We start from the raw sequence: 25,810 nt of genomic DNA on the forward strand, positions 1-25,810 counted from the left end.
CTGCAACGGCCCTGGCGGCAGGCCTCGGACGGCATCGAGGGCGCCTTCACCCTCGGCGACTGCGCTCCGGCTTGGCTCTAGCCCCTGACGGGCACCCGGCGCAAGCCGCGGCAGAAGCGGACCACCGGCGGAGCACCGTCGCGAGACCGTCATGGAAGGCTGCATCAATCGCGGGACGCCGGCCGACGATTGAAGGACCACCATGCTCGCCTTGATTGAACCGGGATCGACGACCGCGATCGTCTTCCTGTCCATCTGCCTCGTCCTCGTCCTGGTCTTCGAGTTCTCCAACGGCTTCCACGACACCGCCAACGCCGTCGCGACCGTGATCTACACGCATTCGCTGAAGGCCCAGGTCGCCGTCGTGTGGTCGGGCGTGTGGAACTTCCTCGGCGTGATGCTCGGCGGCATCGCGGTGGCCTATGCCCTCGTCGAGCTGATCCCGCCCGACGCCCTGTCGCCGCCCGACGGCGGCATCGCGGCCGGCATGCTGGCGGCGATCTTCATTTCGGCCCTGGGCTGGAACGTGGCGACGTGGCTGTTCGGCATCCCGAACTCCTCCTCCCACGCCCTCATCGGCGCGCTGGTCGGCATCGGGGTCGAGGATTCGCTGCGCAACGGTCGGCCGCTCGGCCAGGGCGTCGACTGGCACCAGGTGTGGAGCGTCCTCCTGTCGCTCCTGGTGTCGCCGATCCTGGGGTTCGGCCTCGCCATGGCGGCCTTCTGGCTGCTGAAGCGGACGGTGCACGACCAGCACCTCTACGAGCCGCCCAAGGAGGAGAAGCCCCCGATCTGGTGGATGCGCGGCATCCTCATCCTCACCTGCACGGGCGTGTCCTTCGCCCACGGCACCAACGACGGCCAGAAGAGCATCGGCCTCATCATGCTGACCATCATCGGCCTGTTCCCGGCGAGCTACGCCCTGAACACCGCCATGACGGGCGACGAACTGCACCGGATCGCCGGCGACATGCCCACGGCGGCCGACCTCATCGGCCGCTACGGCGACGACCGCCGGCAGCTCGGCGTGACGGCGGCACAGGCGATCGGCGCAGGCTTCGGCCGCGCCTCGGCCGGCACCGCCCTCCCGGAACCGGAGCGCCCCGCCCTGCGCAACGACATGAACCTCGTGCTGGCGGAGCTGAAGACGGCCGGCGAGGCCAAGGGCATCGCGGCGCCCGACAAGGCGCGGGCCCACGAGATCCACGAGACCCTGATGGGCACGGCCCAGTACGTGCCCTGGTGGGTGCGGGTCCTCAGCGCGGTCTGCCTCGGCGCCGGCACGATGATCGGCTACAAGCGGATCGTGACCACCCTGGGGGAGCGGCTCGGCAAGCAGCATCTCGCCCCGGCCCAGGGCGCCGCCGCCGAGATCGTGGCGGCGGGGCTGATCGGCGGCGCCGGGTTCAGCGGCTTCCCGGTCTCCACCACCCATGTCGTCACCGGCGGCATCGCCGGCACGATGGTGGGCTCGGGCGCCGGCATCCAGCCCGCGACGCTGAAGCGGATCGCCGCCGCCTGGGTGCTGACCCTGCCCGCCACGGTGGCGATCTCGGCGGGGATCTTCTACCTCCTGTCGTGAGGCTCCGCCCGCGGGCTGCGGCCGCCTTTGCGCCGGGCTGCGAAGCGGTCTATGCGAGGCGCCAGGCTCCACTGAATGCAGGTTCGAACGGATGCGGATCACCCTAGCGTCGGCCATCGCGGCCCTGGCTCTGCTGGCCCCCGGCATGGCTTTGGCCGACATCTCGACCGATACGGTGCGGCAGAAGGCCGAACAAGCCTGCTACGACGACGTCAACAAGCTGTGCGGCGATGCCATTCCGGACGAGGACAAGATCAAGGCCTGCATGAAGGTGAACCGGGCCCAGCTCAGCCCGAAATGCCGATCGGTGTTCGACGCCAACGTCAGGTGACCGGCGGCCGGCGGGCAGGCCCGCCGGCCACCACCCAGCCCATCTTTCCGAGACGGAACGCAGGCGGAGTCGCGCGGGGCGACGCGGGCCGTCCTGCCGAGGGAGACGCGCCATGGCATGGGATACCGACGAGGGCCGGCACGAGTTCGGCGACCTGACGCTGCAGTCCGGCGCGGTGCTGCCCGGGGCCCGGCTGTCCTGGAGGAGCTACGGCACGCTGGCGCCCGACCGGTCCAACGTCGTTCTGTTCCCGACCAGCTATTCCGCCCAGGCCGCCGACCAGGACTGGCTGATCGCGCCGGACGGCATCCTCGACCCGACGCGCTGGTTCATCGTCGTGCCCGACATGTTCGGCAACGGCCTGTCGTCGAGCCCCTCCAACACGCCTGCCTACCCGGCGCTGGTCACGACGGCCGACAACGTGCTGGCGCAGCGCCGCTTCCTGATCGAGCGGTTCGGGATCGACAGGCTCGCCTGCGCCTACGGCTTCTCCATGGGGGCCCAGCAGAGCTACCACTGGGCGGCGCTGTTCCCCGAGGCCGTGGAGCGGGCCATCGTGGTCTGCGGCAGCGCCCGGACGGCCGAGCACAACAAGGTCTTCCTGCTTTCGCTGCTGGCGACGCTGGAAGCGGCGCCCGAGCATATCGGGGGCGGTCGCTTCTCGGCCGAACCCGTGGCGGCGCTGCGGGCCTTCGCCCGCATCTACGCCGCCTGGGCCATGAGCCAGGACTGGTACCGGGCCGGACTGCACCTGTCCTCCACCGGGGCGGCGACGCTGGACGAGTTCCTCGACCAACACTGGGCGCCGGGCTTCACGCGTCGGCGGGCCGCCGACCTCTATGCCCAGGCGATGACCTGGCTGCACGGTGACATCGCCGCCGACCCGCGCTACGGCGGGGACCTGACGGCGGCGCTCGGCGCCATCACGGCCCGGGTGCTGCTCCTGCCCTCGCGCACCGACCTCTACTTCCCGGTCGCCGACAATGCCGCGGAGATGGCGCATCTCCGCCATGCCGAGCTGCGGCCCATCCCCTCCATCTGGGGCCACCGTGCCGGCAACCCGGTGGGCGAGCCGGAAGCCCGCGCCTTCCTGCGGAAGGCCGTGGCGGACTGGCTGGGCTGACGGCTCACGCGTTCCCGGCGTCGAACCGGAACAGAACTGTCGCGTTGGCAGCGGAACCCGTGGCGCGCGAGCGCCGCTTCCGCTCCCCGGCCCGTGCCGGTTCGAGCCCGACCCGCGAGGATCCCGTGAGCCACGCCGACAGTCCCGTGCTGCAGCCCACCCGTCTGGGCGACCTCCAGCTGAAGAACCGCATCGTCATGGCGCCGCTGACGCGCAGCCGCTCCTCGACCGAGGGCGTGCCGCCCGACTATGCCGCCGACTATTATGCCCAGCGCGCCTCGGCAGGGCTCATCATCTCCGAGGCCACCAACATCTCGCCGCAGGGCGTCGGGTATGCCTATACGCCGGGGATCTGGTCGGAGGCGCAGGTGGCGTCCTGGTCGCGGATCACCGAGACGGTGCATCGCAACGGCGGCGTGATCTTCCTCCAGCTCTGGCACACGGGCCGCATCTCGCATCCCGACGTGCAGCCCGGCGGGCAGCTCCCGGTCTCGGCCTCGGCGATCGCCCCCAAGGGCCAGGCCTTCACCGAAAGCGGCATGAAGGACCACGTCACGCCCCGCGCGCTCGAGACGGACGAGATCCCCGGCATCGTCGAGGACTACCGGCGCGCCGCCACCAATGCCCGCCGGGCCGGCTTCGACGGCGTCGAGGTCCATTCGGCGAACAACTACCTGCTCGAACAGTTCGTGCGCGATTCCACGAACCGCCGCACCGACCGCTACGGCGGCTCGATCGAGAACCGCCTGCGCTTCCCGCTCGAGGCCGTGCGGGCCGTGATCGACGCCTGGGGCGGCCCGCAGCGGGTCGGCATCCGGCTGTCGCCCGCCACGACGCAGCCCGGCGAGACGCCCCTGGACAGCACCACCCACGCCACCTACGGCGCCTATGTGGACGCGCTGTCGGGGCTCGGCCTGCTCTACATCCACACGATCGAGGGCGTGACGCAGCAGACCCGCGACGTGCCCGAGGGCGTCGACTTCGCCGACCTGCGGCGGAGGTTTAGCGGCGCCTACATGTCCAACAACCAGCTGACGCTGGACCTCGCCGCGGCGGAGCTGGCCGAGGGCAAGGCCGACCTCTTCTCCTTCGGCCGGCCCTTCATCGCCAACCCGGACCTCGTCCACCGCCTCGCCATCGGGGGCCCGCTCGCCGACGCGCCCAAGCCCACCTGGTACGGCGGGGACTTCCACGGCTATTCCGATTGGCCCGGCATGGAAGGCCTGGTCGCGGTCCAGCGCTGAGGAACCGCGGCGGCCGGCCCATCGTCGGTGACGACCATGGGCCGCACCGACCTCTCCGCCGCGAAATCCGATGGTGCCGCAACCGCGCCCATGTCCTAGGATAGTGAGGCTCGGACGCCCCCAGTCGGGGCGGACGCGGGCTCTAGTGCGCCCGCGCCGACGGAGAAGCCCCCAGATGGTGGACAGCGAGTTGTTCAGCGCGCTCCGTGTGAGAGGGCGGCTGGAGGCGATCGCCCGGACCATCGCGGAAGCCAGGGTGACGGGCGACGTCTATGCGAGCCTCGATGCCGTGGAACATGCGCTTCTGGCCGTGATGGACGAGGTGGCCGAGATCGCCCAGGCGGTCGCCGACACACAGGCGCGCGTCGCCGACGAGCCCGCGGGACTCGGCGGCTGGGTGCGCCGCCTGGCCGCGTTCCGGTCGTCCGACACGGCCTGAACCGGGGCCGGGTCAGGCCGCGGCGTCGAGATGGGCCAGGATGGCCTCGACGGGATGGCGCGGCCGGAACCCCGCGAAGCGCTCGGTCTGGCAGCGGCAGGAGAAACCCGTCGCCAGCATCCGGGCCGGGTCGTCGCCGAGCTTCGGCCGCCAACCGATATCGAAGATGCGGCGCGACAGGCCGGCCTGTTCGGCCTGGTGGCCGAAGAGGCCCGCCATGCCGCAGCAGCCGACCTTGGGGAACCGGGCATCCAGGCCGAAGTGCTTCAGCACCGCCCCCCAGCGGGCCGCGGTCTCCGGCCGGGCCGTCTTCTCGGTGCAGTGCAGAAGGATATCGAGCGCGCCGCCGCCGCTGGGCCCGGCCGGGATACGGCCCGCTAGGATCTCTTCGGCCAGGAAACCGTCGAGGGCCAGCACGGAGCCAGAGGCCGATAATGCGGAATATTCCGCATATTCCTTATATTCGCCGTCGTAGAGAAGGCCGGTGGCGGCGTCCAGGCTGACGACCGGCACGCCTGCGGCCGACAGCCGGCTCCGTTCGCGTTCGGCAGCGCGCGCCACCGCGCCGAATGCCCGCTCGAGGCCGAGCACCTGGAGGGCCTTGCCGTTGGGCCGGATGTCAGAAACGGTGACGCAGTAGCCCAGGCGTTCCAGCAGCCGCCCGGCGGCATCGATCACGGTGCCGTCGAAGGTGCCGAGGAAGCTGTCCCGCAGCAGGACCACGCGCGGCCCCTCGCCAGCCGGCCGCGGGCGCCAGCGCGTCGGCGCGGGATGCGGCAGGTCGACGAGGCCGAAGCCATCGCGCAGCAGCCGCACGGCTAGTGGCAGGCGCATGACGATGCTGGCGAGCGCCGGCATGTGCCGCACCAGGGCCAGGCCCGCCTCCAGGTGGCGCAGCAGGCGGTCGCGCCGGGGCCGGGGGCGGTTCGCGTAATAGCGGGCCAGGAACCGGGACCGCATCGTCGGCACGTCGACCTTGACGGGACAGAGGCTCGCGCAGGCCTTGCAGGACAGGCAGGTGTCGAGCGACGCCTTGGTCTCGGCCTCGACGGCCGCGAGTTCCGCCGCCACGGGTCGCCCCCGCTCGGCCTCGGCGCTGAGGCGCGCCCAGGCGCGCAGCAGGGTCGCCCGCCCCTTGGGTGACTGCACGCGGTCGCGCGTCGCGTGGTAGGACGGGCACATGGCGTCGAAGTCGTCCCAGCTGTGGCAGGCGGCATTGCCGTTGCAGCTGACCGCGCGATCGACCCCGGCACGGCGGGTCTCGTCGATGAGGCGGTCGTAGGCGCCACGCACCGGAACGGCATCGATACGGTCGATGGGGCCGCCGAGTGCCGGGGATGCGAGCTTCCCGGGGTTGAAGATGTTGTCGGGATCGAAGGCGAGCTTGATGCGGCAGAGCTCGTCATAGAGGACAGGGCCGAAGAACAGCGGCGAGAACTCGCCGCGGTAGCCGCGCCCGTGCTCGCCCCAGAGCAGCCCGCCGTGGCGCTTCACCAGCGCGGCGACCTCGTCCGATATGATGCGGATCATCGCCTCGTCGGCAGGGTCGGCCATGTCGAGCGAGGGACGGACGTGCAGGCAGCCGACGTCGGCATGGCCGTACATGCCATAGCCGAGCCCGTGCCGGTCGAGGATGGCGCGGAACTCCGCGACATAGTCGGCGAGGCGCTCGGGCGGCACCGCCGTATCCTCCACGAAGGCCGTGCCCTGGCGGCGCGAGCCCTCGACGGCGCCGAGCCGGCCCATGAGGCCGACGGACTTTTCCCGCAGTGTCCAGAGCTGCGCCATTTCGGCCGCTCCCGAGACCCGCGTCCAGTCCATGGCGGGGTGGGGCGAGTCGGCCAGGAGGGCGACGCAGCGGTCGGCGGCCCGGGCCAACGCATCCGCATCGTCGCCGACGAATTCGATGACGTTGAGGCCGCGCACCGGGGCCGCCGCCGGGCCGCCCAGCACCGCCTCGAGCCCGGTCCAGATGACGTCGCGGCTCGCCAGCTCCAGCACCTTGTCGTCGAGGATCTCGATGGCGAGCGGCTCGGCGGCCAGGAGATGCTGGACGTCGCGCAGCGCGGCGTCGAAAGCGGCGTAGCGGGCCACGATCAGCAGCCGGTGCCGGGGAAGGCGCGTCAGCCGCAGCGTGGCCGCCTTGGTGACGGCCAGCGTGCCCTCGGACCCGGCGAGCAGCCGGATCATGTCGAGGCGGCCGTCGGGGCGGGTCACGCCCTGGAGGTTGTAGCCGGTGAGCCCGCGGTTCATGGCCGGGAAGGTTTCGGCGATGAGCCCGGCGTGTTCCGTCACGACGCGCAGCACCTCGGCATGGGCCTCGCCCAGGATGCCGCCCGCCGCCACGACGGCGTCGAACTCGGCGGGAGCCAGCGGGCGCAGGCTGGCCTCCGAACCGTCCGACAGGACCACGTCGAGGGCCTCGACGTGGTCGGAGGTGCGGCCGTAGAGGCGCGATCCCTTGCCGGAGGCGTCGGTGGCGATCATGCCGCCGAGCGTGGCCCGGGTCGCCGTCGAGACGGCCGGCGGGAAGAAGAGGCCGTGCGGCTTCAGGAAGGCGTTCAGCTGGTCCAGCACGACGCCGGGCTCGACGACCACGCGCCCGGCCGCGACGTCGAGCGACAGGATGCGGTTCATGTGCCGCGATAGGTCGAGCACGACGCCCGTCGTGAGCGACTGGCCGTTGGTGCCGGTGCCGCCCCCGCGCGGCGACAGGGCGAGGCCCGGGACGGCGCGGACGGCCCTGACGGCGGCAACGACGTCTGCGCCGGTGCGGGGGTGAAGCACCGCAGACGGCATGACCTGGTAGATGCTGTTGTCGGTGGCGGCCACGAGGCGCGGCCCGATCCCCTCCTCCACGTCGCCGCCGAAGCCTTCGTGGCCGAGGGCATGGCGCAGCGCCGCGCCCGCCGCCCCGGCGGGGGCGACTGCAGGGGCGATGGTGGAATCGCGATCGAGCGTGGTCACCTGCTCGTTCACTGCGGCCTCCTCGGGCGTCCTGGAGGCCGCGGCGCGGCGTCCCCGTTGCAGATAGCGGCTCGGGCACGACATCGCAAAGGCATGGGCGGTGATGGGCGCCCCTGCCCCGGGCGTCATGCCGCCGCGGGCGAGGCTGGACGGCTCAGCGCCGCGGGATGGGCTCGGTCGTGGGGCCGGCGTGCGTCACAGGCCCACGCGCCGTTCCGAGACGGCGTGTGTCGGCGCCAGCGAGACCCAAGTCAGTGGCCGGCGGCGAACAGCGTCTGCCCGGCCAGGGCGCCGAGGCGCACGCCCCGTTCGCAGAGCGGGAAAGCCAGGATGCCGGGATCGACCGCCGCGACGGCGCTCACGGCGCCGCCGACCCCGCCGCCGTCATGGCCCCAGACCACACCTTCGAGAAGGGCCGCCGCCAGATTGCGGCCTCCGCCATTGTCGCCGAGCCCGGACAGGACATCGGCTGCGATGTCGTCGAAGCCGACCTGCGGTCCGCGCGCGGCGGCATCCTGGCCGAGCAGCGTCACGATCCGCGACAGGGCTCCGGCCACGGCCGGGTGTGCCGCGATCCCCGGCAGGTCGCCCGCGCCCGCGAGGTCGGCGACGGCGTCGGACGCGGTGGCGGAAGGCGAAGCGCCGGTCGGGCCGGCCGCCAGGGCCGCGGCGGCCGGGGCCGCGCGATCGATCGCCTCCCAGGCCTGGATCTGCGCCACGTCGGCAGCGGTCAGGCCGAGGAAATAGCCCGTGGTGCCTTCGGCCGAGGAGACCAGCCCCACGACGGTCGGCACGCCGTCCACCATCTGCCAGACAGGGCCGCCGCTCGACCCGTGCTGGTCGCCCGTGCCGCCGAGCGCGGTGCCCTGCAGCACGTCGTAGCCCGGCACCTGCGACAGCGTCTCGGCCTGGCTGTCCTGCGCGCCGCCGGAGGCGACGGGATAGCCCGTGACGGTCGCGGTGCCGCCCCTGAAGCCCGCGCCGAGCGCCATGACGGGTACGTCGGTGATGGGCGTGGCGAGGTGGATGAGGGCGAAATCGCCCTGCGTGCCGGCGAGATGCGTCCAGTCGGCAGCCGGCATAGCGTGGACGGCGTCGGCGGAGGCCACGCCATGCACCACCGCGCGATCGTAACCGGCGCTGACCACGGTGTTCAGGGCGAGATGCCCGGCGCCGTCGTAGAGGAGATGGGCGGCGGTCAGCACCTCGTCGGGGGCGATCAGCACGCCGGACCCTTGTTGGGTCGTCAGGGTGCCGTCCACGAGACTCTGGGCCTGGAGGAACACGACGGCGTCGGTCGCCACGGTGGAAATGCTCAAGACCTGTCATCCGCGCTGGACCGCGCCTCGCGCTCTCCTGATGGGCGAACACGGGACGGCGATCGACGCGCGATTTAAGGCACGGTTGCCGAACCGGTTAAAATGTTATGGATGAACACGGTTAAAATCGACGGGTCTGAGCTTCGCCGAGGCCGATGATGCCTGGGACGAGGCGCATGATCCGATGCTAACGATGTGGGACGGCAGCGAACCCGTGCCCGATTGCCCTCCGGAACCACGGAGGACACGCCCTTCATTGTCAAAGGGCCATCGCCCACGAACTCTCAGTGGAGCGTGACGGCCGAAGTCGGCAAGGTGCGGGCGGGGCGGGCACGGCGCACCACTTCGGCGAAGCTCGCGCATCGGCCCTCCGCCAGGCGCGCGCGCGGCAGGATGACACCCGCGACGGGCGCCAGGGACGGGAAGCAGCGGGTGAGGAAGCCGTTGGGCTGTTCCCGCAGCAGCAGGGCGCCGCCGGTCTCGAGCGAATCCTGGAGCGCCCGCGCCGCCTCCTCGCCGAAGATGCGCGACGGGATGGTGCCGGCCTTGACGACGAATATCCAGGGCGAGCGGGCTCCGGCGACACCGCGCGCCAGGGCGGCCGGGAAGTCCCGGTCCTCGACGACATGGCAGCCCGCCTCGTCGGCGATCTCGGCGTAGGACGGTCCGCCGCCGACCTGGAGCAGCGTCACGTCGCGGACGATGCCCTCGACAGTGGCGGGCACCAGCGCCGCCAGGGTGCGCAGGAGGGCGCCGGCCCGGCGTGTCGCATCGGCGGCGGGGGGTGCGAAGACGAGCGTGGACAGCATGTGAGAATCATTATCACATCGTGCCCCCGCCGCAAAAGGCATCATCAAGCGCGAGTGCCTCAATGACAGGCAGATGTCGGGCGGCCCGACACCCCTGCCCCGATCCCCTGCTCCGATGTCCCGCCCCGGAGCGGCTTCAGCGGCCGAGCTGCCGGCAGAGGCTTTCGAGTTCGTCATGGGTCTCGTAGCGGATGCGGATCTCGCCGCCGGCTCCCTTGGCGTCGATGGCGACCGACAATCCCAGCGCGGCGGCGAGACGCTGGCCCAACGCCCTGGTGGACTCGTGGACCCTGTCGTCGACGCCGCGCCGGGGTGTCGCGGCGGGCGCGGCTTCGGCGGGAGCCGCCGCGTCGGCCGAAGCTTTTTGCCGGGCCTGAGCCAGCTTCTCGACCTCGCGGACGTTGAGGCCCTTCGCCACGATGCGGCGGGCCACGGGCTCGGGGTCGGCGAAGCCGAGGAGGGCGCGGGCGTGGCCGGCCGAGATCGAGCCGTCCACCACCATCGCCTCGACGCTGCCCGGCAGCTTGAGCAGGCGCAGCATGTTGGCCACGTGGCTGCGGCTCTTGCCGATGATGCGGGCGAGGTCGGTCTGGGAATAGCCGAACTCCCGCGCGAGCCTGTCATAGCCGCGCGCTTCCTCGATCGCGTTGAGGTCGGCGCGCTGGACGTTCTCGATGATGGCGAGTTCGAGAGCCTCCTTGTCGTCGACCTCGACCACGACGACGGGGACGTCGGCGAGCCCGGCGGCCTGGGCGGCCCGCCAGCGCCGCTCCCCCGCGATGATCTCGAAGTCCCCGCCCCGCCCGGGCGCCGGCCGCACCACGATGGGCTGGATGATGCCCTTCTCGCGGATGGAGTTCGACAGGTCCTGAAGGTCCTCGTCGAGGAAGCTCCGCCGCGGGTTGTGGGGGTTGGGTTTCACGTCCGCGATGCGGACGCGGCGCCTGTCCCGTGCTTCCGGCGCGGGCGCCGTCGGCATCTGTGCCGAGGAATCCGCGATCAACGCCGCGAGCCCCCGCCCGAGGCGCGAGCGCCCCCCCTCCTCCGCCATCACGCTTCCCTTCACGCCGCCAGTTTCCTTTCCCGCTGGATGACCTCGGAGGCGAGCCGCAGGTAGGCCTGGCTGCCCGCGCATTTCAGGTCGTAGAGCAGCACGGGCTTGCCGTGGGACGGCGCCTCGGAGACGCGCACGTTGCGCGGGATCACGGTCTCGTAGACCTTGTCGCCCATGATCTCGCGCACATCGGCCACCACCTGGGTGGCGAGGTTGTTGCGCGGGTCGAACATGGTCAGCAGGATTCCATGGATCGACAGGGCGGGGTTGAGGTTGGCCCGCACCTGCTCGACCGTCGCCAGCAACTGCGAGAGCCCCTCGAGGGCGAAGAACTCGCATTGCAGGGGGACGAGCACGCTCGAGGCGGCCGCCATGGCGTTGATGGTGAGCAGGTTCAGCGAGGGCGGGCAGTCCACCAGCACATAGGTGAATCGCCGGCCCTCGGGCGTCTCCGCCAAGCGACGCAGCGCGTCCCGCAGCTTGAAGGCGCGGTCCTTGTGGGAGGCGATCTCGAGATCGAGGCCCAGGAGGTCCATGGTGGAGGGGGCGATCCAGAGATTGGGCACGCCGGTCGGCCGGCAGGCTTCGGCCAGCGAATTGTCGCCGGTCAGCACGCCGTAGGTGGAGACGCCGCGGTCCTTGCGCTCGATGCCGAGCCCCGTCGATGCGTTGCCCTGCGGGTCGAGGTCGACCAGGAGCACCTGCTCGCCCACCGCGGCCAGGGCCGTGCCGAGGTTGATGGCCGTCGTGGTCTTGCCGACGCCCCCCTTCTGGTTCGCCAGCACCAGGACGCGCGCGGGGAGATCGCTCATGCTTCGGACCCTTTCGGAAGATCGGCCCGGCGCAGCAGAAGGATGCGGCCGTCGAGCGAGGTGACGCTGGGGATGACGCGTGCGGCATAGTCCCGCCCGAGATCGACGCCGTCGGAGACCTCGCCGTGGCTCTTCAGGAAGATCGCGGTCGTCCCGCCGTCGATGAGAACTTTGCCCATTTCGAGGAGCTCCGGCAAGGGCGCCAACGCCCGCGCGGTGAGGACCTCGACGGATTCGAGCCTCGGCAGCACGTCTTCGATGCGGCCGTTATGCACCGTGGCGGGAGCGCCACAGGCGCGAGCCACCTCGCGCAGGAAGGCGCATTTGCGCGCATTGGCCTCGACGAGGTCGACATGGGCGCCGGGCCGGTCGGCGAGGAGGATGGCGACGACCAGTCCCGGGAAGCCGGCGCCAGAGCCGATATCGGCCCAGCGCAGCGCATCGGGTGCCAGCGGGACGATCTGGGCGGAGTCGGCGAGGTGGCGCGTCCAGACCTCGGGCAGGGTCGCGGGCGACACGAGGTTCTTGATGCGCTGCCATCGGGCGAGCAGGTCGGCATAGACGGTGAAGCGCTCCTGCGTTTCACGTGAAACCGGCACGAGCGCCAGCGCGCGGCGGCGGTCGTCGACGAGGCTGCCGGTCACGCGTCAGGCCCGCAGGCCGGCGGGCGCCTTCCGGCCGGCCCGGCCTTTGGCGATCAGGAGGGTGAGGGCCGCCGGCGTCATGCCCTCGATCCGCTGCGCCTGGCCCAGGGTCTCGGGGCGGATCGTCCCGAGCTTGTCGGCGAGTTCGCGCGACAGGCCCGGGAGGCCGCGATAGTCGAGGTCCACGGCGAGGCGCACGCCTTCGTCGTCCTGGGCCCGCGCGATCTCGGCGTCCTGCCGGTCGAGATAGACGGCGTATTTGGCATCCGCCTCCACCTGCGCCATGACGGAGGGGGCGATGCCGGCGAGCTCCGGCCAGATCCCGGCCAGCGTCTCGCTATCGACCGCGGGGTAGGAGAGGAGCGCGAAGGCGGAGCGGCGCACCCCATCCTGCGCCACCGGGATGCCGCGCAGCGCCAGCTGCTGGGGCGTGGCGGAAAGCCGGTCGACGAGGCCCCGGGCCTGCTCCAGCGCGTGGCGCTTGGCCGCGAAGGCGGCGGCGCGTTCCGGCCCGACACAGCCCCAGGCCAGGCCCTTGCGCGTCAGGCGCTGGTCGGCATTGTCGGCCCGCAGGGTCAGGCGATATTCCGCGCGGGAGGTGAACATGCGGTAGGGCTCGGTGACGCCGCGGGTCACGAGGTCGTCGACCATCACGCCGATGTAGGAGTCCTGCCGCGAGAAGGTGACGGCGTCGGATCCCCCGGCGCGCCGGGCCGCGTTCAGCCCGGCGACGAGGCCCTGCGCGGCGGCCTCCTCATAGCCCGTCGTGCCGTTGATCTGCCCCGCCAGATAGAGGCCGGCGAGGCGCTTCGCTTCCAGAGCCGGCGTCAGTTCGCGCGGGTCGACGAAGTCATATTCGATGGCGTAGCCGTGCTGGGTGATGACGGCCGCCTCGCAACCCGGGATGGAGCGGACGAGGCGGTCCTGGGTGTCGCGCGGCAGCGAGGTCGAGATGCCGTTCGGGTAGAAGGTCGGGTCGTCGAGCCCCTCCGGCTCGAGGAAGATCTGGTGGCTGTCGCGGTCGGCGAAGCGCGTCACCTTGTCCTCGATCGAGGGGCAATAGCGTGGACCGCGCCCCGTGATGGCGCCGGAGAACAGCGGAGCGCGGTGCAGGTCGCCCCTGATGATGGCGTGGGTCTCGGCGGTGGTCCGGGTGATGAAGCAGTCGCGCTGTTCCGTCTCGATCCGCGCCGTCAGACTCGAGAAGGGCTCCGGCTCGGCATCGCCGGGCTGCCGGTCCAGGCGATCGAGATGCAGCGTATGGCCATCGAGCCGCGGCGGCGTGCCGGTCTTCAAGCGCCCGAGCACGAAGCCGCGCGACTCGAGCGCCGCCGCCAGACCGTGGCTGGGAGCTTCGCCGATGCGCCCGGCGGGGACGCGCTCATCGCCGATATGGATGAGCCCGCGCAGAAAAGTGCCGGTGGTCAGGACCGCCGCGCCGCAGGCCAGCCGCCGCCCGTCCGCCAGGGTCACGGCCGCGACCCGCTCGCCCGCGATCTCCAGGCCGAAGACCTCGCCCGCGATGAGGGTCAGGCCGGGCTGGAGCGACAGGGCCTCCTGCATGGCCTGGCGGTACAGCTTGCGATCGGCCTGGGCCCGCGGGCCGCGGACGGCCGGGCCCTTGCGCCGGTTGAGGACGCGGAACTGGATGCCGGCACGGTCCGCCACCCGCCCCATGATGCCGTCCAGCGCATCGATCTCGCGCACGAGGTGACCCTTGCCGAGCCCCCCGATGGCGGGGTTGCACGACATGGTCCCGATCGTGGCGAGGTTCTGCGACACCAGGGCGGTGCGGGCTCCGGTCCGGGCCGCGGCTGCGGCGGCCTCGCAACCGGCATGGCCGCCGCCGATCACGACGACGTCGAAGGAGAGGGACATGGGACTGCCGGACATGGATCGAAGCGCGATCTATAGGCGCGTCCCGCGGCAAGCGGAAGGGGCGCCGGCGCCGGATCGGCTCTCCTCGATACGCCTTGGCGCATTCTGGCCGATGACGCTGCCCGGGTTCGAAGCGCGATCGTTTCACGTGAAACCACTCGACCGGCGCCGCGGCGACCCGGCCCGGCATCACTTGCCGATGCAGAACCTGGCGAAGATGGCCCCCAGCACGGCTTCGGTGTCGATGCGCCCGACAAGACCGGCGAGCGCCGCGACGGCGCCGCGCAGGTCCTCGGCGACGAGTTCGAGATCGCGTCCCTGTCCCGCCGGCGCGATCCGCAGCAGGCAGGCCTGCGCGGCTTCCAGCGCCGCCCTGTGCCGAAGCCGCGTCACCATGGCGCCCTCCCCGGGCAGCAGCGTTTCCGCCGCGAAACGGCTGAGGCCGGCGATCAACCCGTCGAGGCCCGTGCCGGTCCGGGCCGAGACGGCATAGTCCCCGCCCTGCCCTGCCGCGAGATCGACCTTGGTGGCGATGCGCCAGACCGTGCCGGAGGTGGTCACGGCCGGTGGAAGAGGGTCGGCCCGGCCATCGTCGAGCAGCAGCACGAGGTCGGCGGAGGCGGCCCGGGCGCGGGCGCGGGCGATGCCCTCGCGCTCGACGTCGTCCTCCGTCTCGCGCAGGCCGGCGGTGTCGATGAGTTGGACCGGGTAGCCGCCGAGGTCGAGGTCGACCGTCAGAACGTCGCGGGTCGTGCCGGCCTGGGCCGAGACGATGGCGACGTCACGCCCTGCCAGGGCGTTGAGCAGCGTGGACTTGCCGGCATTGGGAGGCCCGACGATGGCCACGGCCAGCCCCTCGCGCAGCCGCAATCCCCGCGCCTCGCGCCCGAGTTCCGCCGCGACGACGCGCGAGACGCCGCCGACGAGCCGGTCGATCTCGGCTTCGAAGCTCGCCACGAGGTCGTCGTCCTCGGCGAAGTCGATCGCCCCTTCCGCCAGGGCCAGGGCCGACAGGAGGTCGTCGCGCAGGGTCTCGGTCCAGCGGCCCAAGGCGCCGTCGAGGTGGCGCAAGGCTTGGCGGCGCTGCGCTTCGGTCTGGGCGTCGATGAGGTCGGCGAGCCCCTCGACGGCGCCGATGTCCATCTTGCCGTTCAGCAGGGCACGCCGGGTGAACTCGCCGGGCTCGGCCGGCCGGCACCCGGGTACGGCGGCCAGGGCCTTCAGCACCGCCGCCACCACGGCACGGCCGCCGTGCAACTGCAGTTCGGCCGCATCCTCGCCGGTGAAGGAGCCTGGGCCGGGGAACCAGAGCACCAGGGCCCGGTCGAGCGCGTCCTCGGCATGGCGCAGGGTGGCGAGCGTCGCCACCCGCGGGCTCGGGACACGCCCTGCGACGGTGCCGAGCACATCCCGCGTCGCCGGGCCGGAGATGCGGACGACGGCGATGGCGGCCCGCCCTGCCCCGGTGGCCGGGGCGAAGATGGTGTCGGTGGCCGCCATGGCGAGGTCTCCCGCGGTGCCGGCCCCTCCGTCCCGTGCGGGTCGAGGGGCCGGACCGGCGTCAGGTGTTCATCGAGTCGAAGAAGGCCTGGTTGCCCTTCGGCGTCTCGCGCAGCTTGCCCATCAGGAACTCGATGCCGTCGACCGTGCCCATCGGGTTCAGGATGCGGCGCAGCACATACATCTTCTTGAGCGTGTCGGAGGGGACCAGAAGCTCCTCCTTGCGGGTGCCCGAGCGCGTGATGTCGAGCGCCGGATAGACCCGCTTGTCCGCCACCTTACGGTCGAGGATGATCTCGGAATTGCCCGTGCCCTTGAACTCCTCGAAGATCACCTCGTCCATGCGCGAGCCGGTGTCGATCAGCGCCGTGGCGATGATGGTGAGCGAGCCGCCGCCCTCGATGTTGCGGGCCGCGCCGAAGAAGCGCTTGGGGCGCTGCAGGGCATTGGCGTCGACGCCGCCCGTCAGCACCTTGCCGGAGGACGGCACCGTGGTGTTGTAGGCGCGACCGAGGCGCGTGATGGAATCGAGCAGGATGACCACGTCGCGGCGATGCTCGACGAGGCGCTTGGCCTTCTCGATGACCATCTCGGCCACCTGCACGTGGCGCGTCGCCGGTTCGTCGAAGGTGGAGGAGACGACCTCGCCCTTCACCGAGCGCTTCATGTCCGTCACCTCTTCCGGACGCTCGTCGATGAGCAGCACGATGAGGTAGCATTCGGGGTGGTTGGCGGTGACCGACTGGGCGATGTTCTGCAGCAGGACCGTCTTGCCGGTGCGCGGCGGCGCCACAATGAGGGCGCGCTGGCCCTTGCCGATCGGCGCCACGACGTCGATCACGCGGGACGACATGTCCTTCTTGGCGCCGTCCTCGATCTCGAGCTTCAAGCGCTCGTCGGGGTAGAGGGGCGTGAGGTTGTCGAAGTTGACCTTGTGGCGGACCTTCTCGGGATCCTCGAAATTGATCGTCGAGACCTTGATGAGGCCGAAATAGCGCTCCCCATCCTTGGGGCCGCGGATCTGGCCCTCGACCGTGTCGCCGGTCCGAAGGCCGAAGCGGCGGATCTGCGAGGGCGAGATGTAGATGTCGTCGGGCCCGGCGAGGTAGTTGGCGTCGGGCGAGCGCAGGTAGCCGAAGCCGTCCTGCAGGACCTCGACGACCCCCTGCCCGATGATCTCGATCTCCTTCGCGGCCAGTTCCTTCAGGATGGCGAAGAGCAGTTCCTGCTTGCGCAGCAGCGAGGCGTTCTCGACCTCGTGCTCCTCGGCGAAGGCGAGAAGGTCGGTGGGCGTCTTGGACTTGAGATCCTGGAGTTTGATCTCCGGCATGGGAAAGGGGTCCTCGGGGTCGGGCCGCGCTGGCAACCCCGGCGCGGGGCGGCTCTGCGGTCGGTTGAGATGGGGGAAGGACGGAGAGCCCGGCCGGCACCGGGAGGACCGGGCCCGCGGAAGCACCGGGACCCGTCGCGGGTCCAGTCAGGCTCGCCGGTGCCGCGTGGCGGGTCGGCAGGTCGCGAAAAGAGCCGCCGGCGTGCCGGCGGCCCGAGGTCAATCGCCCGTCGGAACGGGCAGTTCGGAGAGTTCGCCGCCGGGCGCGTCCTTGGCTTCCGCCGACGCGCGCGTCGTGCGCCGCCGCCGGCGCGGGAACTTCGGCGCCTCCTCGGCACCGTCGCCCGGGAAGGCCGTCTCCGAGGCGAGGCTCGGCTCGGGCTGCGCCGTCACGGGCTCGACGGAGGCGACGCGCGTCGGCGTGGTGATGAAGGAGGGGAGGCCCGGGGCGTCCTCGGTCACCGCCGCGGCGCGTTCCTGACGCGCCTCGCGGCGCGGCGTCGGCTCGGCCCGGGCGGCGGGCTGCGAGGCCGTGCCGGGCTGGGCCGTCGAAGCGGAGGCGGTGGGCTGGGCGAGGCTCGGCTGGACGGCGTTGGGCTGGGCCGGGCTGGGCTGCGGCGCGAAGGCGTCCGGCGCCGACTCGGACTGGTAACCATAGTCCGGCTGGCGGTCGGCCGGCATGTCGACCCGCGGCTGCTCCCCGGCATAGGGGTCGCGCGGCTGCTCGCCCTCGCGATAGCGGTCGCCCGCGCTCCGGTCCTGGCGGTCGTAACTCTGGCCGTTGCGCTCCTGGCGCTCCTGCGCGAAGCGTTCGCGCCGGCTCTGACGGTCCTGGTAGGTCCCCTGACCCGTCCTGTCCTGACCCGTCCGGTCCTGGCCGGTCCGGTCCTGGTTGGCGCGATCCTGGTTGGCGCGATCCTGGTAGGTCCGGTCCTGCTGGGAGCGGTCCTGTCCGGTGCGGTCCCCGCCCCGGTCGTCGGTCCGGATCTCGCCGGCGGCGCCGTTGTCGCGATAGGGGCGGCGGTTCAGGCCGTTGCGATCCTGTCCGTTGCGGTCCTGCCCGTTCCGGTCCTGTCCGTTGCGATCCTGGCGCTGCCCATAGGCGTTCCGGTCACCATAGGCGGGCCGCTCGCCGTTGTTCTGGCGGTCGCCATAGGCCGGGCGCTCGCCGTTGCCGTTGGACTGGCCATAGGGCTGGCGTTCCCCGCCGCTATAGGGCTGCCGATCGGCCGCGTAGGCCTGGGGCTGCGGCACGAAGGGCGTGGCGGGCTGCGGTGACGCGAAGCGGTCCGGCAGGCCGCTCTCGTCCTCGTCCTCGCCGTCGGTGTCGGTGGCGTCGGGCTGGCGGTTGAAGCCGGCCTGGGCGGCCTGCGCGCTGGCGATCAGCCGGAAGTAATGCTCGGCGTGCTGCAGATAGCTTTCCGCCGCGACCGGATCGCCCGAGGATTGGGCGTCTCGCGCCAGCTGCAGATACTTCTCGGCGACATGATGGGCATTGCCCCGGATCTTCACGTCGGGCCCGTTCGACTCATAGGACCGCGTGAGAGGATTCGGACCTTTGCGATTGCCGCCGCCGCCATTGTTGTTCGGGCGGCCGCGCATGCGCTTGTTCTGACCTGGTCTCATCGATCGTCCTTGGGTGACTTCAGGCCCGTGACCGCGCGCAGGCCATGTCCTGCGTGGCCTCTGCCAGCGGCGCCGTCTTGGTGGTGCTTTGCAGCCCGGTCCAGTCCATCTGCGGCTCCGCGCCTGGGACGGACGGGATGAGCCGAGGGGGAAACATGCGAGATACCGTTGCGGAGTCTGCCGAAGGTGGCCCTGCCACGAAGCCTCTTGCCGCGGTCAGCCGATCACGAGGGGGATCAAAGCCGAAGCGGAGAGTAGAAGGGGCAGGGATGTGGGCTGAGCAGCGTCCACGCGGGGGTTCAATCCCGATTTCTGATTCGCAACCTAGCGGATTCTGAGCACCTCGCCAAGTCCTTTCGGTGACCTCCCTTTGGAAAAGCGACGGAGGCGTCGCGTCTCGTCGGATGGCGGGCCGAAACCCGATGCCCGAAGCCCGGCTTCAGGCCTCGGCGGCCTCGGCGTCCAGCATGAGGCGGGCACGGGCCCGGAGCTTCTCGGTCTCGCTCTTCAGCTGGCCGCAGGCCGCCAGGATGTCGCGTCCGCGCGGGGTGCGGACGGGGCTGGCATAGCCGGCCTTGAAGACGATGTCCGAGAAGGACTCGATCGTGTCCCAGTCCGAACAGGCGTAGCGGGTCCCGGGCCAGGGGTTGAACGGGATGAGGTTGATCTTGGCCGGGATGCCCTTGAGCAGGCGCACCAGCTCGCGCGCGTCGCGCGGCGCGTCGTTGACGCCCTTCAGCATCACGTATTCGAAGGTGATGCGCCGGGCGTTGGAGACCCCCGGATAGGTTCGGCAGGCTTGGAGCAAGTCGGCGATCGGGTATTTCTTGTTCAGCGGCACGAGGTCGTCGCGCAACTCGTCGCGCACGGCATGCAGCGAGATGGCCAGCATGGTGCCGACGTCCCGGCCCAGCGCCTCGATCTGCGGGACGACGCCCGAGGTCGAGACCGTGATGCGCCGCCGCGACAGCGACAGGCCGTCGCCGTCGGACAGCACGCCGATGGCGTCGCGGACGTTGTCGAGATTGTAGAGCGGCTCGCCCATGCCCATGAAGACGATGTTGGAGACGGCACGCACGCCCTCGCCGGAGGGGATCAGCCCGTCGGTCGGGGACACGAGGCCGGGGAAGTCGCCGAGCCGGTCCCGCGCCACGAGGAGCTGCTGGACGATCTCGCGCGACGACAGGTTCCGCACGAGCCTCTGCGTCCCGGTATGGCAGAAGGTGCAGGTCAGCGTGCAACCGACCTGGCTCGAGACGCACAGCGTGCCGCGGTCCGATTCCGGGATGTACACGCATTCGATCTCGGCGCCGCGGTCGTGCGGGCCGGTCGACGGCATGCGGATCAGCCACTTGCGGGTGCCGTCGATCGACACCTGCTCGGCCACCACCGCGGGCCGGTCGAGCGTGTAATGCTCCGTCAGCAGCGACCGCAGGGCCTTGCCGATGTTCAGCATGGCGTCGAACCGCGTCACGCCCTGGAAATACATCCAATGCCAGAGCTGCGCGACGCGCATCTTCACCTCGCGGTCCGGCAGGCCGAGCCCGCGCAGGGCATCGGCGAGTTCGGACCGGGTCGCGCCCGCCAGCGACGGCTTTGCCGATACCGCCGCGATGGCGGGGCGGGGCAGGGCGGCGACGGCCTCGGACGGCGCGACGGCGTCGGGCAGGGAAGCGGTGACGTCCACGGGGGAAGGGCCCTTCTGGCGGGTCGGGGCGAGGCTCAGCCGAGGGAATCGACGGCGGGTGGCGCGGGCGCGGGGCCGGCGTACAGCTGAGAGACGCGATGGGGATCCTGACGTCCTATAACGTCATGTGCAGGCCGGCACAACGCAAGGTCCCCGGCGCATGGCCGATGCGCCCGCTGCCGCTTCGTGCAGGTCTCGTCCCGCCCGTGGTGCGTTCAGGGCGCGTTTCCCGCGGCGTCGAGCGTCACCGGCACTTCGACGGCGCCGGACGGCGCCACGAGCGTGACGGTCAGGGGGCCGGGCAGGCGGTCCGCGCCCGCGGGACGCTCGACGCGTTTCACGGGAAACACCGTCTCGGCGCCTGCCTGGCGTGCCGTGCCGACCTCGTAGGCCCAGCCCTCTGGCGCCTCGACGAAGAGCGCCGATCCGGCCCCGGCCCCCGTCGCCGTCACCGAGAAGCCGCCGTCGGCGCCCGGCACCAGCCCGGCCACCGCCGGCGTGCCGGGCCCGCCGAGCGCGCTCGGGCGCGGCACGCTGGCCAGGGCCGCCGCGACGGCGTCGGCCGCCTCCGACGGCTTTCCGTCGAGCGACACGCGCAGGTCGGCATGGGCCGGCAGGCAGATGTCGTGGCAGACCGCGTAGTCGAAGGCCACGGCGAGCGCGACGGGCTGTTTCGGGTCGACGGGCGTCACCAGCACCGGGAAGGTGACGGCGCCCGTGTAGCCGAAGGCCACGGCCCCGGCCTCGTCGAGGCGCCGCGGCGCGGGGTAGAGCAGGGTCGCGGAGCGGAGGTTGGTCGAGCCCGTGAAGGAGAAGGTCGGCGGCACGCCGGCGTCGCCCGGGTCGCGCCAATAGGTGATGAACCCGGGCGCCAGCCGGATCTCGAGCCCGGCGACGGGGTGGCCCTGCGCGTCCCGCCCGGCGAGGAGCCGCGCCTGCGAGGGCGCGGCGGCGGCCCTGCCGGAGGCTTCGGCACCGCGCGCCGCGCCTGGCAGGGCCGCGAGGGCGAGCAGCGCCACCAGGGCCGGAACGGCACCGGCGCGGCGGGGTGGGGGCGAGGGAGGATGGGCCATGCCCTGCCATTAACGCGCCCCGGCATCCTCCGCTACCGGCCGGGCGTTCCCACCCGTCGGACCCGGCCGCACGGGCCGGCTCTCGCGACTTGCGGGCGCCACGACGCCCGACGTAGGATCCTGCATGACGACTGAGACCCCGCCCGGCCCCGCCTCCCCGGCCTATTTCGACGGTCAGCTCCTCGTCGCCATGCCGGGCATCGGCGACAACCGCTTCAACCGCGCCGTGATCTATCTCTGTGCCCATTCGGAGCACGGCGCCATGGGCATCATCATCAACCACCCGGCCCGCAAGGTCAGCTTCACCGATCTCCTCGTGCAGCTCGACGTCATCGAGGCCGAAGAGGCGATCCGCCTGCCGCCGAGCGCCGGCGGCGTGCCGGTGGTGAAGGGCGGCCCCGTCGACACCGGCCGCGGCTTCGTGCTGCACTCGTCCGACTATTACGTCGACAGTTCCACCATGCCGATCGGCGGCGGCGTGTCGCTCACCGCCACCATCGACGTGCTGCGCGCCATCGCCCGCGGCACCGGCCCCGACAGGGCCGTGCTGGCGCTCGGCTATGCGGGCTGGATCGCGGGCCAATTGGAGACGGAGATCGGCCACATGGGCTGGCTCCGCTGCCCGGCCGACGAGGCCCTGATCTTCGACCCCGCGCTCGAAACCAAATACGACCGGGCCCTACGCAAGATCGGCATCGACCCGGGCAGCCTGTCGGCCGAAGCCGGCCACGCCTGACCGGCCGGGCAGGGGCGCAGCGGCCGGTCGAAGGGGGCCGGCAAGGGAATGGGTCGGGAGCCCCGGGGAGCGCCCCCGAAGGAACACCCGACGGGTCGCGTCGTTGATGCGGCGGTGCTCCGGAGGCCCAGCCATGACGACAGATCCCCTGAAGCTCTACCCCCGCCCGCCCTTCGACACGCCCGCCCAGGGCTTTCCCGGCAAGACCGGCCGAATGTCGCCGGAGCCCGATCACGGCGAGGACAGCTACCGCGGCTCGGGCCGCCTCGCCGGCAAGGTCGCCATCGTGACGGGGGGCGACAGCGGCATCGGCCGTGCCGTCGCCATCGCCTTCGCCCGCGAAGGGGCCGACATCGCCCTGTCCTACCTCGACGAAAACCAGGATGCCGAGGCCGTGAAGGGCTGGGTCGAGAAGGCCGGCCGCCGCTGCCTGCTGCTCCCCGGCGACATGTCCTCGGCCGCCCATTGCCGCGACATGGCCGACAAGGTGGCGTCGATTTTCGGCAAGATCGACGTGGTGGTGAACAACGAGGCCTTCCAGCAGCCCAACCAAGGGCTGGACACCATCGAGGACGATATTTTCGAGAAGCACTTCCGCGTCAACGTCTTCGCGCCCTTCTACCTGACCAAGGCGGCGCTGAAGCACATGGCGCCGGGCGGCTCCGTCATCGTGACGTCGTCGGTGAACTCCAAGCACCCGATGCCCTCGTTGCTCGCTTACAGCGCCACCAAGGGCGCGCTGAGCAACATGGTCCTCAGCCTGGCGGGGCTGCTGGCCGAGAAGGGCATCCGGGTCAACGGCGTGTTGCCGGGTCCCATCTGGACGCCCTTCATCCCGGCCGGCATGGACATGGAATCGGTGAAGACCTTCGGCTCCCAGGTGCCCTACGGCCGCCCGGGCCAGCCCGCCGAACTCGCCCCCTCCTACGTCATGCTGGCCTCGGACGAGAGCAGCTACACGTCCGGCGCCCTGATCACGGTGGCGGGAGCCATGCCGGTCTTCTGAACGATGCCGGTCCCCTGAACGAAGCCGGTCCCCTGAACGAAGCCGGTCCCCTGAACGAAGCCGGTCCTCTGAACGAAGCCGGTCCTCTGAACGAAGCCGGTCCTCTGAACGAAGCCGGTCCTCTGAACGAAGCCGGTCTTGGCCGCCGTCAGGCGACGGCCGGGTCGTCCTCCCCGGCGTCGCCCCGGCCGATGTCGCCCAGCACGGCGCCCACCAGCGCCAGCGCCGCGACGGCGGCCGTGTCGGCCCGCAGGATGCGCGGGCCCAGCGACAGGCGCAGGCGGCGGGGCAGGGCCAGCAGCGCCGCTCGCTCGCCCTCTTCGAAGCCACCCTCGGGTCCGATGATCACGGCGGCGGCGCCGCGGGGCGCCCCCCGAAGTGCCTGCAGCGGGTCCGCGACCTCGGCATCCTCGTCGCAGAAGACCATGAGCCGGTCCGGCTCCCAGCCGGCCAGGAGCGCGTCGAGCCGCACCGGCGCCCAGACCTCGGGGACCGACAGGATGCCGCATTGCTCCGCCGCCTCGACGGCATTGGCCCGCATCCGGTCCTCGTTGATCCGAGCCGCCTGGGTGCGCCGCGTGATGACGGGGCGCAGCACGCCGGCTCCCATCTCGACCGCCTTCTGCACCATGTAGTCGAGGCGCGCGTGTTTGAGCGGCGCGAAGCACAGGTGCAGCGTGGCGGCGGGGGACTGTTCGCGCGTCCGCGCCTCGGCCACCAGCGCCGTGGCGGCCTTGCGGCCTTCGACCCGGCAGCGCCATTCCCCATCCCGGCCGTTGAAGGCCAGCACCGGGTCGTTGTTGCCGAGGCGCAACACATGCGTCAAATAATGGGTCTGGTCCTTCGACAACGGAACCGGTCCGCCGGGCGCCAGATCGCCCTCGACGAAAAGGCGCGGGGCGGAAAAATCGTAGCGGGCCAAGGCGTTCTGCTCCCTGTGGTCCGGGCTGTCGTCCTCGCCCATCGCCCTCGTGGGCGGGAGTGTCAAGGGTGAGGCGCCATGAAGCCGCCGTTTTTGAAAGGCCTCGCTTCTCCACCGACGACCGGCCTCGCGGCAGCCGGACGGAACGCCGCACCATTGTTGAGAGTCACCGCATGATGCTTCGCCAGCTCCCGTCCCATCGCACCCGCGCCATCCTGGCGGGCCTGGTGACGGCATCGCTGTTCGCCCCGATGGCGGCGCAGGCCGACTGCAATGCCGACATGGGCGCGCTCGCCGCCAAGCGCGCCGCCATCAATGCCGTGCTCGAGAAGAACAAGAAGGAACATGCCGGCAAGATCGACCCCGTCGCGGCTTGCCCGCAGCTGAGGGCCCTGGCCGCCGCCCAGGGGGCGATGGTCTCCTACATGACCAAGAACAAGGACTGGTGCGGCCTGCCCGACGAACTCGTGAACCAGAGCTCCCAGGCCCAGACCCAGATCAGCGGCTTCGCCGGCAAGGCCTGCGGCATGGTCGCCAAGATCAAGCAGATGCAGGCCCAGCAGGCCACGATGGCGCAGCAGCAGCAGCAACAGCAGGCCGCGCAGGTTCCGCAGCTGAAGCTGCCCGCCGGGCCGCTGTGACCGACGCGCTCGGCCACGCCGGCCCGTCGCACGACATCCCGCGAGGGCCGCAGCGAGACCTGTCGCCTAGCCTGCCGCCCGATCTCCCGCCTGACCTTCCGGACGCCGCGCTGCGCCGTTGGCCGGCCTCCATCCGGCCTTACGCCCAGCTCGCCCGGGTCGACCGCCCCATCGGCTGGCAGCTCCTGCTGGCGCCCTGCTGGTGGGGTACCGCCTTGGTGGCCGACGCCGTCCACCGGCCGCCGAACCTCCTCCACCTCGCGCTCTTCGCCGTCGGCGCCGTCGTGATGCGCGGGGCCGGCTCCACCGGCAACGACATCGTCGACCGCGACCTCGACCGGTCCGTCGCCCGCACGCGGGGGCGGCCCCTGGCGAGCCGCCGCATCAGCACCCGGCAGGCCCTGGCCTTCCTGGTCGCCCAGGCGCTGGTGGGCCTCGCGGTCCTGCTGTGCTTCAACCGGTTCACCGTCGGGCTCGGCATCGCGGCGCTGCTGCCGGTCGCCGTCTATCCCTTCATGAAGCGCATCACCAACTGGCCCCAGGCCGTGCTCGGCCTCGCCTTCGCCTGGGGCGCGCTGGTCGGCTGGTCGGGCACCGCGGGCTCGCTCGCCTGGCCGGCGCTGGCGCTCTATGCCGGCGCGATCCTGTGGACCATGGGCTACGACACGATCTACGCCCTGCAGGACATCGCCGACGACGCCGTGGTGGGGATCGGCTCCACCGCCATCCAGTTCGGCCGCCACGTCCGGGCGGGGGTGGCGGCGCTCTACGCCCTCGCCCTCGCGGCCTGCGGGTCCGCCCTGGCCGGGGTGTCGGCCGGGCCCTGGGCCTGGGCGGGCCTGCTGGCCTTCGCCGCGCACCTCGGCTGGCAGGTGAGCCGCATCCGCCCCGACGACGGGCAACGGGCTCTCTCCCTGTTCCGCTCGAACCGCGACGCGGGGCTGCTGTTCTTCGCCGGGCTGGCCCTGCAGGCCTGGATCTCGGCCGGGCCGGTCTGACCGGGAAGAGGTCACGATGCGGGTCGGCAGGCGTCGATGCCGCGATCGCCCGGGCGGGACGAAGGCGTGCTGCCTCCTCGATGGGTGAC

At 71.6% G+C, this 25,810-nt stretch carries 22 protein-coding genes; 9 read left to right on the forward strand and 13 right to left on the reverse strand.

Features of this window, described 5'->3' with window-relative positions:
- The first annotated feature begins 202 nt into the window (after positions 1-202).
- The 5 genes from D3272_RS14950 (at position 203) to D3272_RS14970 (ending at position 4,719) form a co-directional block, all read left to right on the forward strand.
- Positions 203-1,582 carry an inorganic phosphate transporter gene (locus D3272_RS14950; RefSeq protein ID WP_129220006.1) on the forward strand — a complete coding sequence of 460 codons (1,380 nt, stop codon included), beginning with the start codon at positions 203-205 and terminating at the stop codon, positions 1,580-1,582.
- A 91-nt stretch (positions 1,583-1,673) separates the two neighbouring features.
- The gene (locus D3272_RS14955; RefSeq protein ID WP_129220007.1) at positions 1,674-1,913 is read left to right on the forward strand and encodes a hypothetical protein; all 240 of its coding nucleotides are present in this window, start codon (positions 1,674-1,676) and stop codon (positions 1,911-1,913) included.
- Between the two features lie 112 nt (positions 1,914-2,025).
- Entirely contained in the window at positions 2,026-3,036 is a 1,011-nt protein-coding gene (locus tag D3272_RS14960) for an alpha/beta fold hydrolase (protein WP_129220008.1), read from the forward strand.
- A 125-nt stretch (positions 3,037-3,161) separates the two neighbouring features.
- Positions 3,162-4,280 (forward strand): alkene reductase, encoded by a 1,119-nt coding sequence (locus D3272_RS14965; RefSeq protein WP_129220123.1) that lies wholly within the window; start codon positions 3,162-3,164, stop codon positions 4,278-4,280.
- A gap of 175 nt (positions 4,281-4,455) precedes the next feature.
- Positions 4,456-4,719, forward strand: coding sequence for a hypothetical protein (locus tag D3272_RS14970; RefSeq protein ID WP_129220009.1), 264 nt, complete (start codon positions 4,456-4,458; stop codon positions 4,717-4,719).
- Positions 4,720-4,731: 12 nt separating this feature from the next.
- Here D3272_RS14970 and D3272_RS14975 read toward each other — a convergent pair whose 3' ends face one another.
- The 12 genes from D3272_RS14975 to D3272_RS15030 all read right to left on the reverse strand — a co-directional run bounded on the left by D3272_RS14975 (position 4,732) and on the right by D3272_RS15030 (position 21,418).
- Positions 4,732-7,698 carry an FAD-binding and (Fe-S)-binding domain-containing protein gene (locus D3272_RS14975; RefSeq protein ID WP_165361368.1) on the reverse strand — a complete coding sequence of 989 codons (2,967 nt, stop codon included), beginning with the start codon at positions 7,696-7,698 and terminating at the stop codon, positions 4,732-4,734.
- Positions 7,699-7,937: 239 nt separating this feature from the next.
- Positions 7,938-9,005, reverse strand: a complete 1,068-nt coding sequence (locus tag D3272_RS14980) for a trypsin-like serine peptidase (protein WP_129220011.1) — start codon at positions 9,003-9,005, stop codon at positions 7,938-7,940.
- Positions 9,006-9,289: 284 nt separating this feature from the next.
- The gene (locus D3272_RS14985) at positions 9,290-9,814 is read right to left on the reverse strand and encodes a hypothetical protein (protein WP_129220012.1); all 525 of its coding nucleotides are present in this window, start codon (positions 9,812-9,814) and stop codon (positions 9,290-9,292) included.
- A 136-nt stretch (positions 9,815-9,950) separates the two neighbouring features.
- Entirely contained in the window at positions 9,951-10,865 is a 915-nt protein-coding gene (locus D3272_RS14990) for a ParB/RepB/Spo0J family partition protein (protein ID WP_129220124.1), read from the reverse strand.
- A gap of 11 nt (positions 10,866-10,876) precedes the next feature.
- Positions 10,877-11,680: a ParA family protein gene (locus tag D3272_RS14995; protein WP_129220013.1), complete on the reverse strand. Its 804-nt coding sequence runs from the start codon at positions 11,678-11,680 to the stop codon at positions 10,877-10,879.
- The gene (rsmG, locus tag D3272_RS15000) at positions 11,677-12,324 is read right to left on the reverse strand and encodes a 16S rRNA (guanine(527)-N(7))-methyltransferase RsmG (protein WP_129220014.1); all 648 of its coding nucleotides are present in this window, start codon (positions 12,322-12,324) and stop codon (positions 11,677-11,679) included. The genes D3272_RS14995 and rsmG overlap by 4 nt, the downstream gene beginning before the upstream one ends.
- A gap of 3 nt (positions 12,325-12,327) precedes the next feature.
- A complete protein-coding gene (mnmG, locus tag D3272_RS15005) occupies positions 12,328-14,202 on the reverse strand; it encodes a tRNA uridine-5-carboxymethylaminomethyl(34) synthesis enzyme MnmG (RefSeq protein WP_129220015.1) in 1,875 nt (624 codons plus the stop codon).
- Positions 14,203-14,391: 189 nt separating this feature from the next.
- A complete protein-coding gene (gene mnmE, locus D3272_RS15010; protein ID WP_129220016.1) occupies positions 14,392-15,702 on the reverse strand; it encodes a tRNA uridine-5-carboxymethylaminomethyl(34) synthesis GTPase MnmE in 1,311 nt (436 codons plus the stop codon).
- A 61-nt stretch (positions 15,703-15,763) separates the two neighbouring features.
- The gene (rho, locus tag D3272_RS15015; RefSeq protein WP_129220017.1) at positions 15,764-17,032 is read right to left on the reverse strand and encodes a transcription termination factor Rho; all 1,269 of its coding nucleotides are present in this window, start codon (positions 17,030-17,032) and stop codon (positions 15,764-15,766) included.
- A 219-nt stretch (positions 17,033-17,251) separates the two neighbouring features.
- Positions 17,252-18,658, reverse strand: coding sequence for a DUF4167 domain-containing protein (locus tag D3272_RS15020; protein ID WP_129220018.1), 1,407 nt, complete (start codon positions 18,656-18,658; stop codon positions 17,252-17,254).
- Between the two features lie 439 nt (positions 18,659-19,097).
- Positions 19,098-20,345 carry a dual-specificity RNA methyltransferase RlmN gene (gene rlmN / locus D3272_RS15025; protein WP_129220019.1) on the reverse strand — a complete coding sequence of 416 codons (1,248 nt, stop codon included), beginning with the start codon at positions 20,343-20,345 and terminating at the stop codon, positions 19,098-19,100.
- 215 nt (positions 20,346-20,560) lie between these two features.
- Positions 20,561-21,418: a protein-disulfide reductase DsbD domain-containing protein gene (locus tag D3272_RS15030; protein ID WP_129220020.1), complete on the reverse strand. Its 858-nt coding sequence runs from the start codon at positions 21,416-21,418 to the stop codon at positions 20,561-20,563.
- Between the two features lie 124 nt (positions 21,419-21,542).
- Here D3272_RS15030 and D3272_RS15035 point away from each other — a divergent pair, with 124 nt between their 5' ends.
- Positions 21,543-22,154 carry a YqgE/AlgH family protein gene (locus D3272_RS15035; RefSeq protein ID WP_129220021.1) on the forward strand — a complete coding sequence of 204 codons (612 nt, stop codon included), beginning with the start codon at positions 21,543-21,545 and terminating at the stop codon, positions 22,152-22,154.
- A gap of 133 nt (positions 22,155-22,287) precedes the next feature.
- Complete coding sequence (locus D3272_RS15040) at positions 22,288-23,160, forward strand: SDR family oxidoreductase (RefSeq protein WP_129220022.1); 873 nt, start codon at positions 22,288-22,290, stop codon at positions 23,158-23,160.
- A 148-nt stretch (positions 23,161-23,308) separates the two neighbouring features.
- Here the strand turns inward: D3272_RS15040 and D3272_RS15045 are convergent, their stop codons facing one another.
- Positions 23,309-24,082: a 16S rRNA (uracil(1498)-N(3))-methyltransferase gene (locus D3272_RS15045; protein WP_129220125.1), complete on the reverse strand. Its 774-nt coding sequence runs from the start codon at positions 24,080-24,082 to the stop codon at positions 23,309-23,311.
- Positions 24,083-24,255: 173 nt separating this feature from the next.
- Between D3272_RS15045 and D3272_RS15050 the strand changes: the two genes are divergently transcribed.
- Entirely contained in the window at positions 24,256-24,723 is a 468-nt protein-coding gene (locus D3272_RS15050; protein WP_129220023.1) for a hypothetical protein, read from the forward strand.
- Positions 24,720-25,721, forward strand: coding sequence for a 4-hydroxybenzoate octaprenyltransferase (ubiA, locus tag D3272_RS15055; RefSeq protein WP_342634186.1), 1,002 nt, complete (start codon positions 24,720-24,722; stop codon positions 25,719-25,721). Before D3272_RS15050 ends, ubiA begins: the two co-directional genes overlap by 4 nt.
- Positions 25,722-25,810: the final 89 nt, after the last annotated feature.

Origin of the sequence: Lichenibacterium ramalinae (assembly GCF_004137085.1) — a bacterium.
In the GTDB taxonomy this organism is placed as follows: domain Bacteria; phylum Pseudomonadota; class Alphaproteobacteria; order Rhizobiales; family Beijerinckiaceae; genus Lichenihabitans; species Lichenihabitans ramalinae.

Bases quoted from the DNA above. Each gene is read 5' to 3' on its own strand.
- D3272_RS14990 (WP_129220124.1), bottom strand. From the start codon at position 10,865: ATGGCGGAGGAGGGGGGGCGCTCGCGCCTCGGGCGGGGGCTCGCGGCG.
- D3272_RS15040 (WP_129220022.1), top strand. From the start codon at position 22,288: ATGACGACAGATCCCCTGAAGCTCTACCCCCGCCCGCCCTTCGACACG.
- D3272_RS14960 (WP_129220008.1), top strand. From the start codon at position 2,026: ATGGCATGGGATACCGACGAGGGCCGGCACGAGTTCGGCGACCTGACG.
- D3272_RS15020 (WP_129220018.1), bottom strand. From the start codon at position 18,658: ATGAGACCAGGTCAGAACAAGCGCATGCGCGGCCGCCCGAACAACAAT.
- D3272_RS14985 (WP_129220012.1), bottom strand. From the start codon at position 9,814: ATGCTGTCCACGCTCGTCTTCGCACCCCCCGCCGCCGATGCGACACGC.
- D3272_RS14955 (WP_129220007.1), top strand. From the start codon at position 1,674: ATGCGGATCACCCTAGCGTCGGCCATCGCGGCCCTGGCTCTGCTGGCC.
- D3272_RS14950 (WP_129220006.1), top strand. From the start codon at position 203: ATGCTCGCCTTGATTGAACCGGGATCGACGACCGCGATCGTCTTCCTG.
- mnmE (WP_129220016.1), bottom strand. From the start codon at position 15,702: ATGGCGGCCACCGACACCATCTTCGCCCCGGCCACCGGGGCAGGGCGG.
- D3272_RS14970 (WP_129220009.1), top strand. From the start codon at position 4,456: ATGGTGGACAGCGAGTTGTTCAGCGCGCTCCGTGTGAGAGGGCGGCTG.
- D3272_RS15030 (WP_129220020.1), bottom strand. From the start codon at position 21,418: ATGGCCCATCCTCCCTCGCCCCCACCCCGCCGCGCCGGTGCCGTTCCG.
- D3272_RS14995 (WP_129220013.1), bottom strand. From the start codon at position 11,680: ATGAGCGATCTCCCCGCGCGCGTCCTGGTGCTGGCGAACCAGAAGGGG.
- mnmG (WP_129220015.1), bottom strand. From the start codon at position 14,202: ATGTCCCTCTCCTTCGACGTCGTCGTGATCGGCGGCGGCCATGCCGGT.
- D3272_RS15035 (WP_129220021.1), top strand. From the start codon at position 21,543: ATGACGACTGAGACCCCGCCCGGCCCCGCCTCCCCGGCCTATTTCGAC.
- rho (WP_129220017.1), bottom strand. From the start codon at position 17,032: ATGCCGGAGATCAAACTCCAGGATCTCAAGTCCAAGACGCCCACCGAC.
- D3272_RS15050 (WP_129220023.1), top strand. From the start codon at position 24,256: ATGATGCTTCGCCAGCTCCCGTCCCATCGCACCCGCGCCATCCTGGCG.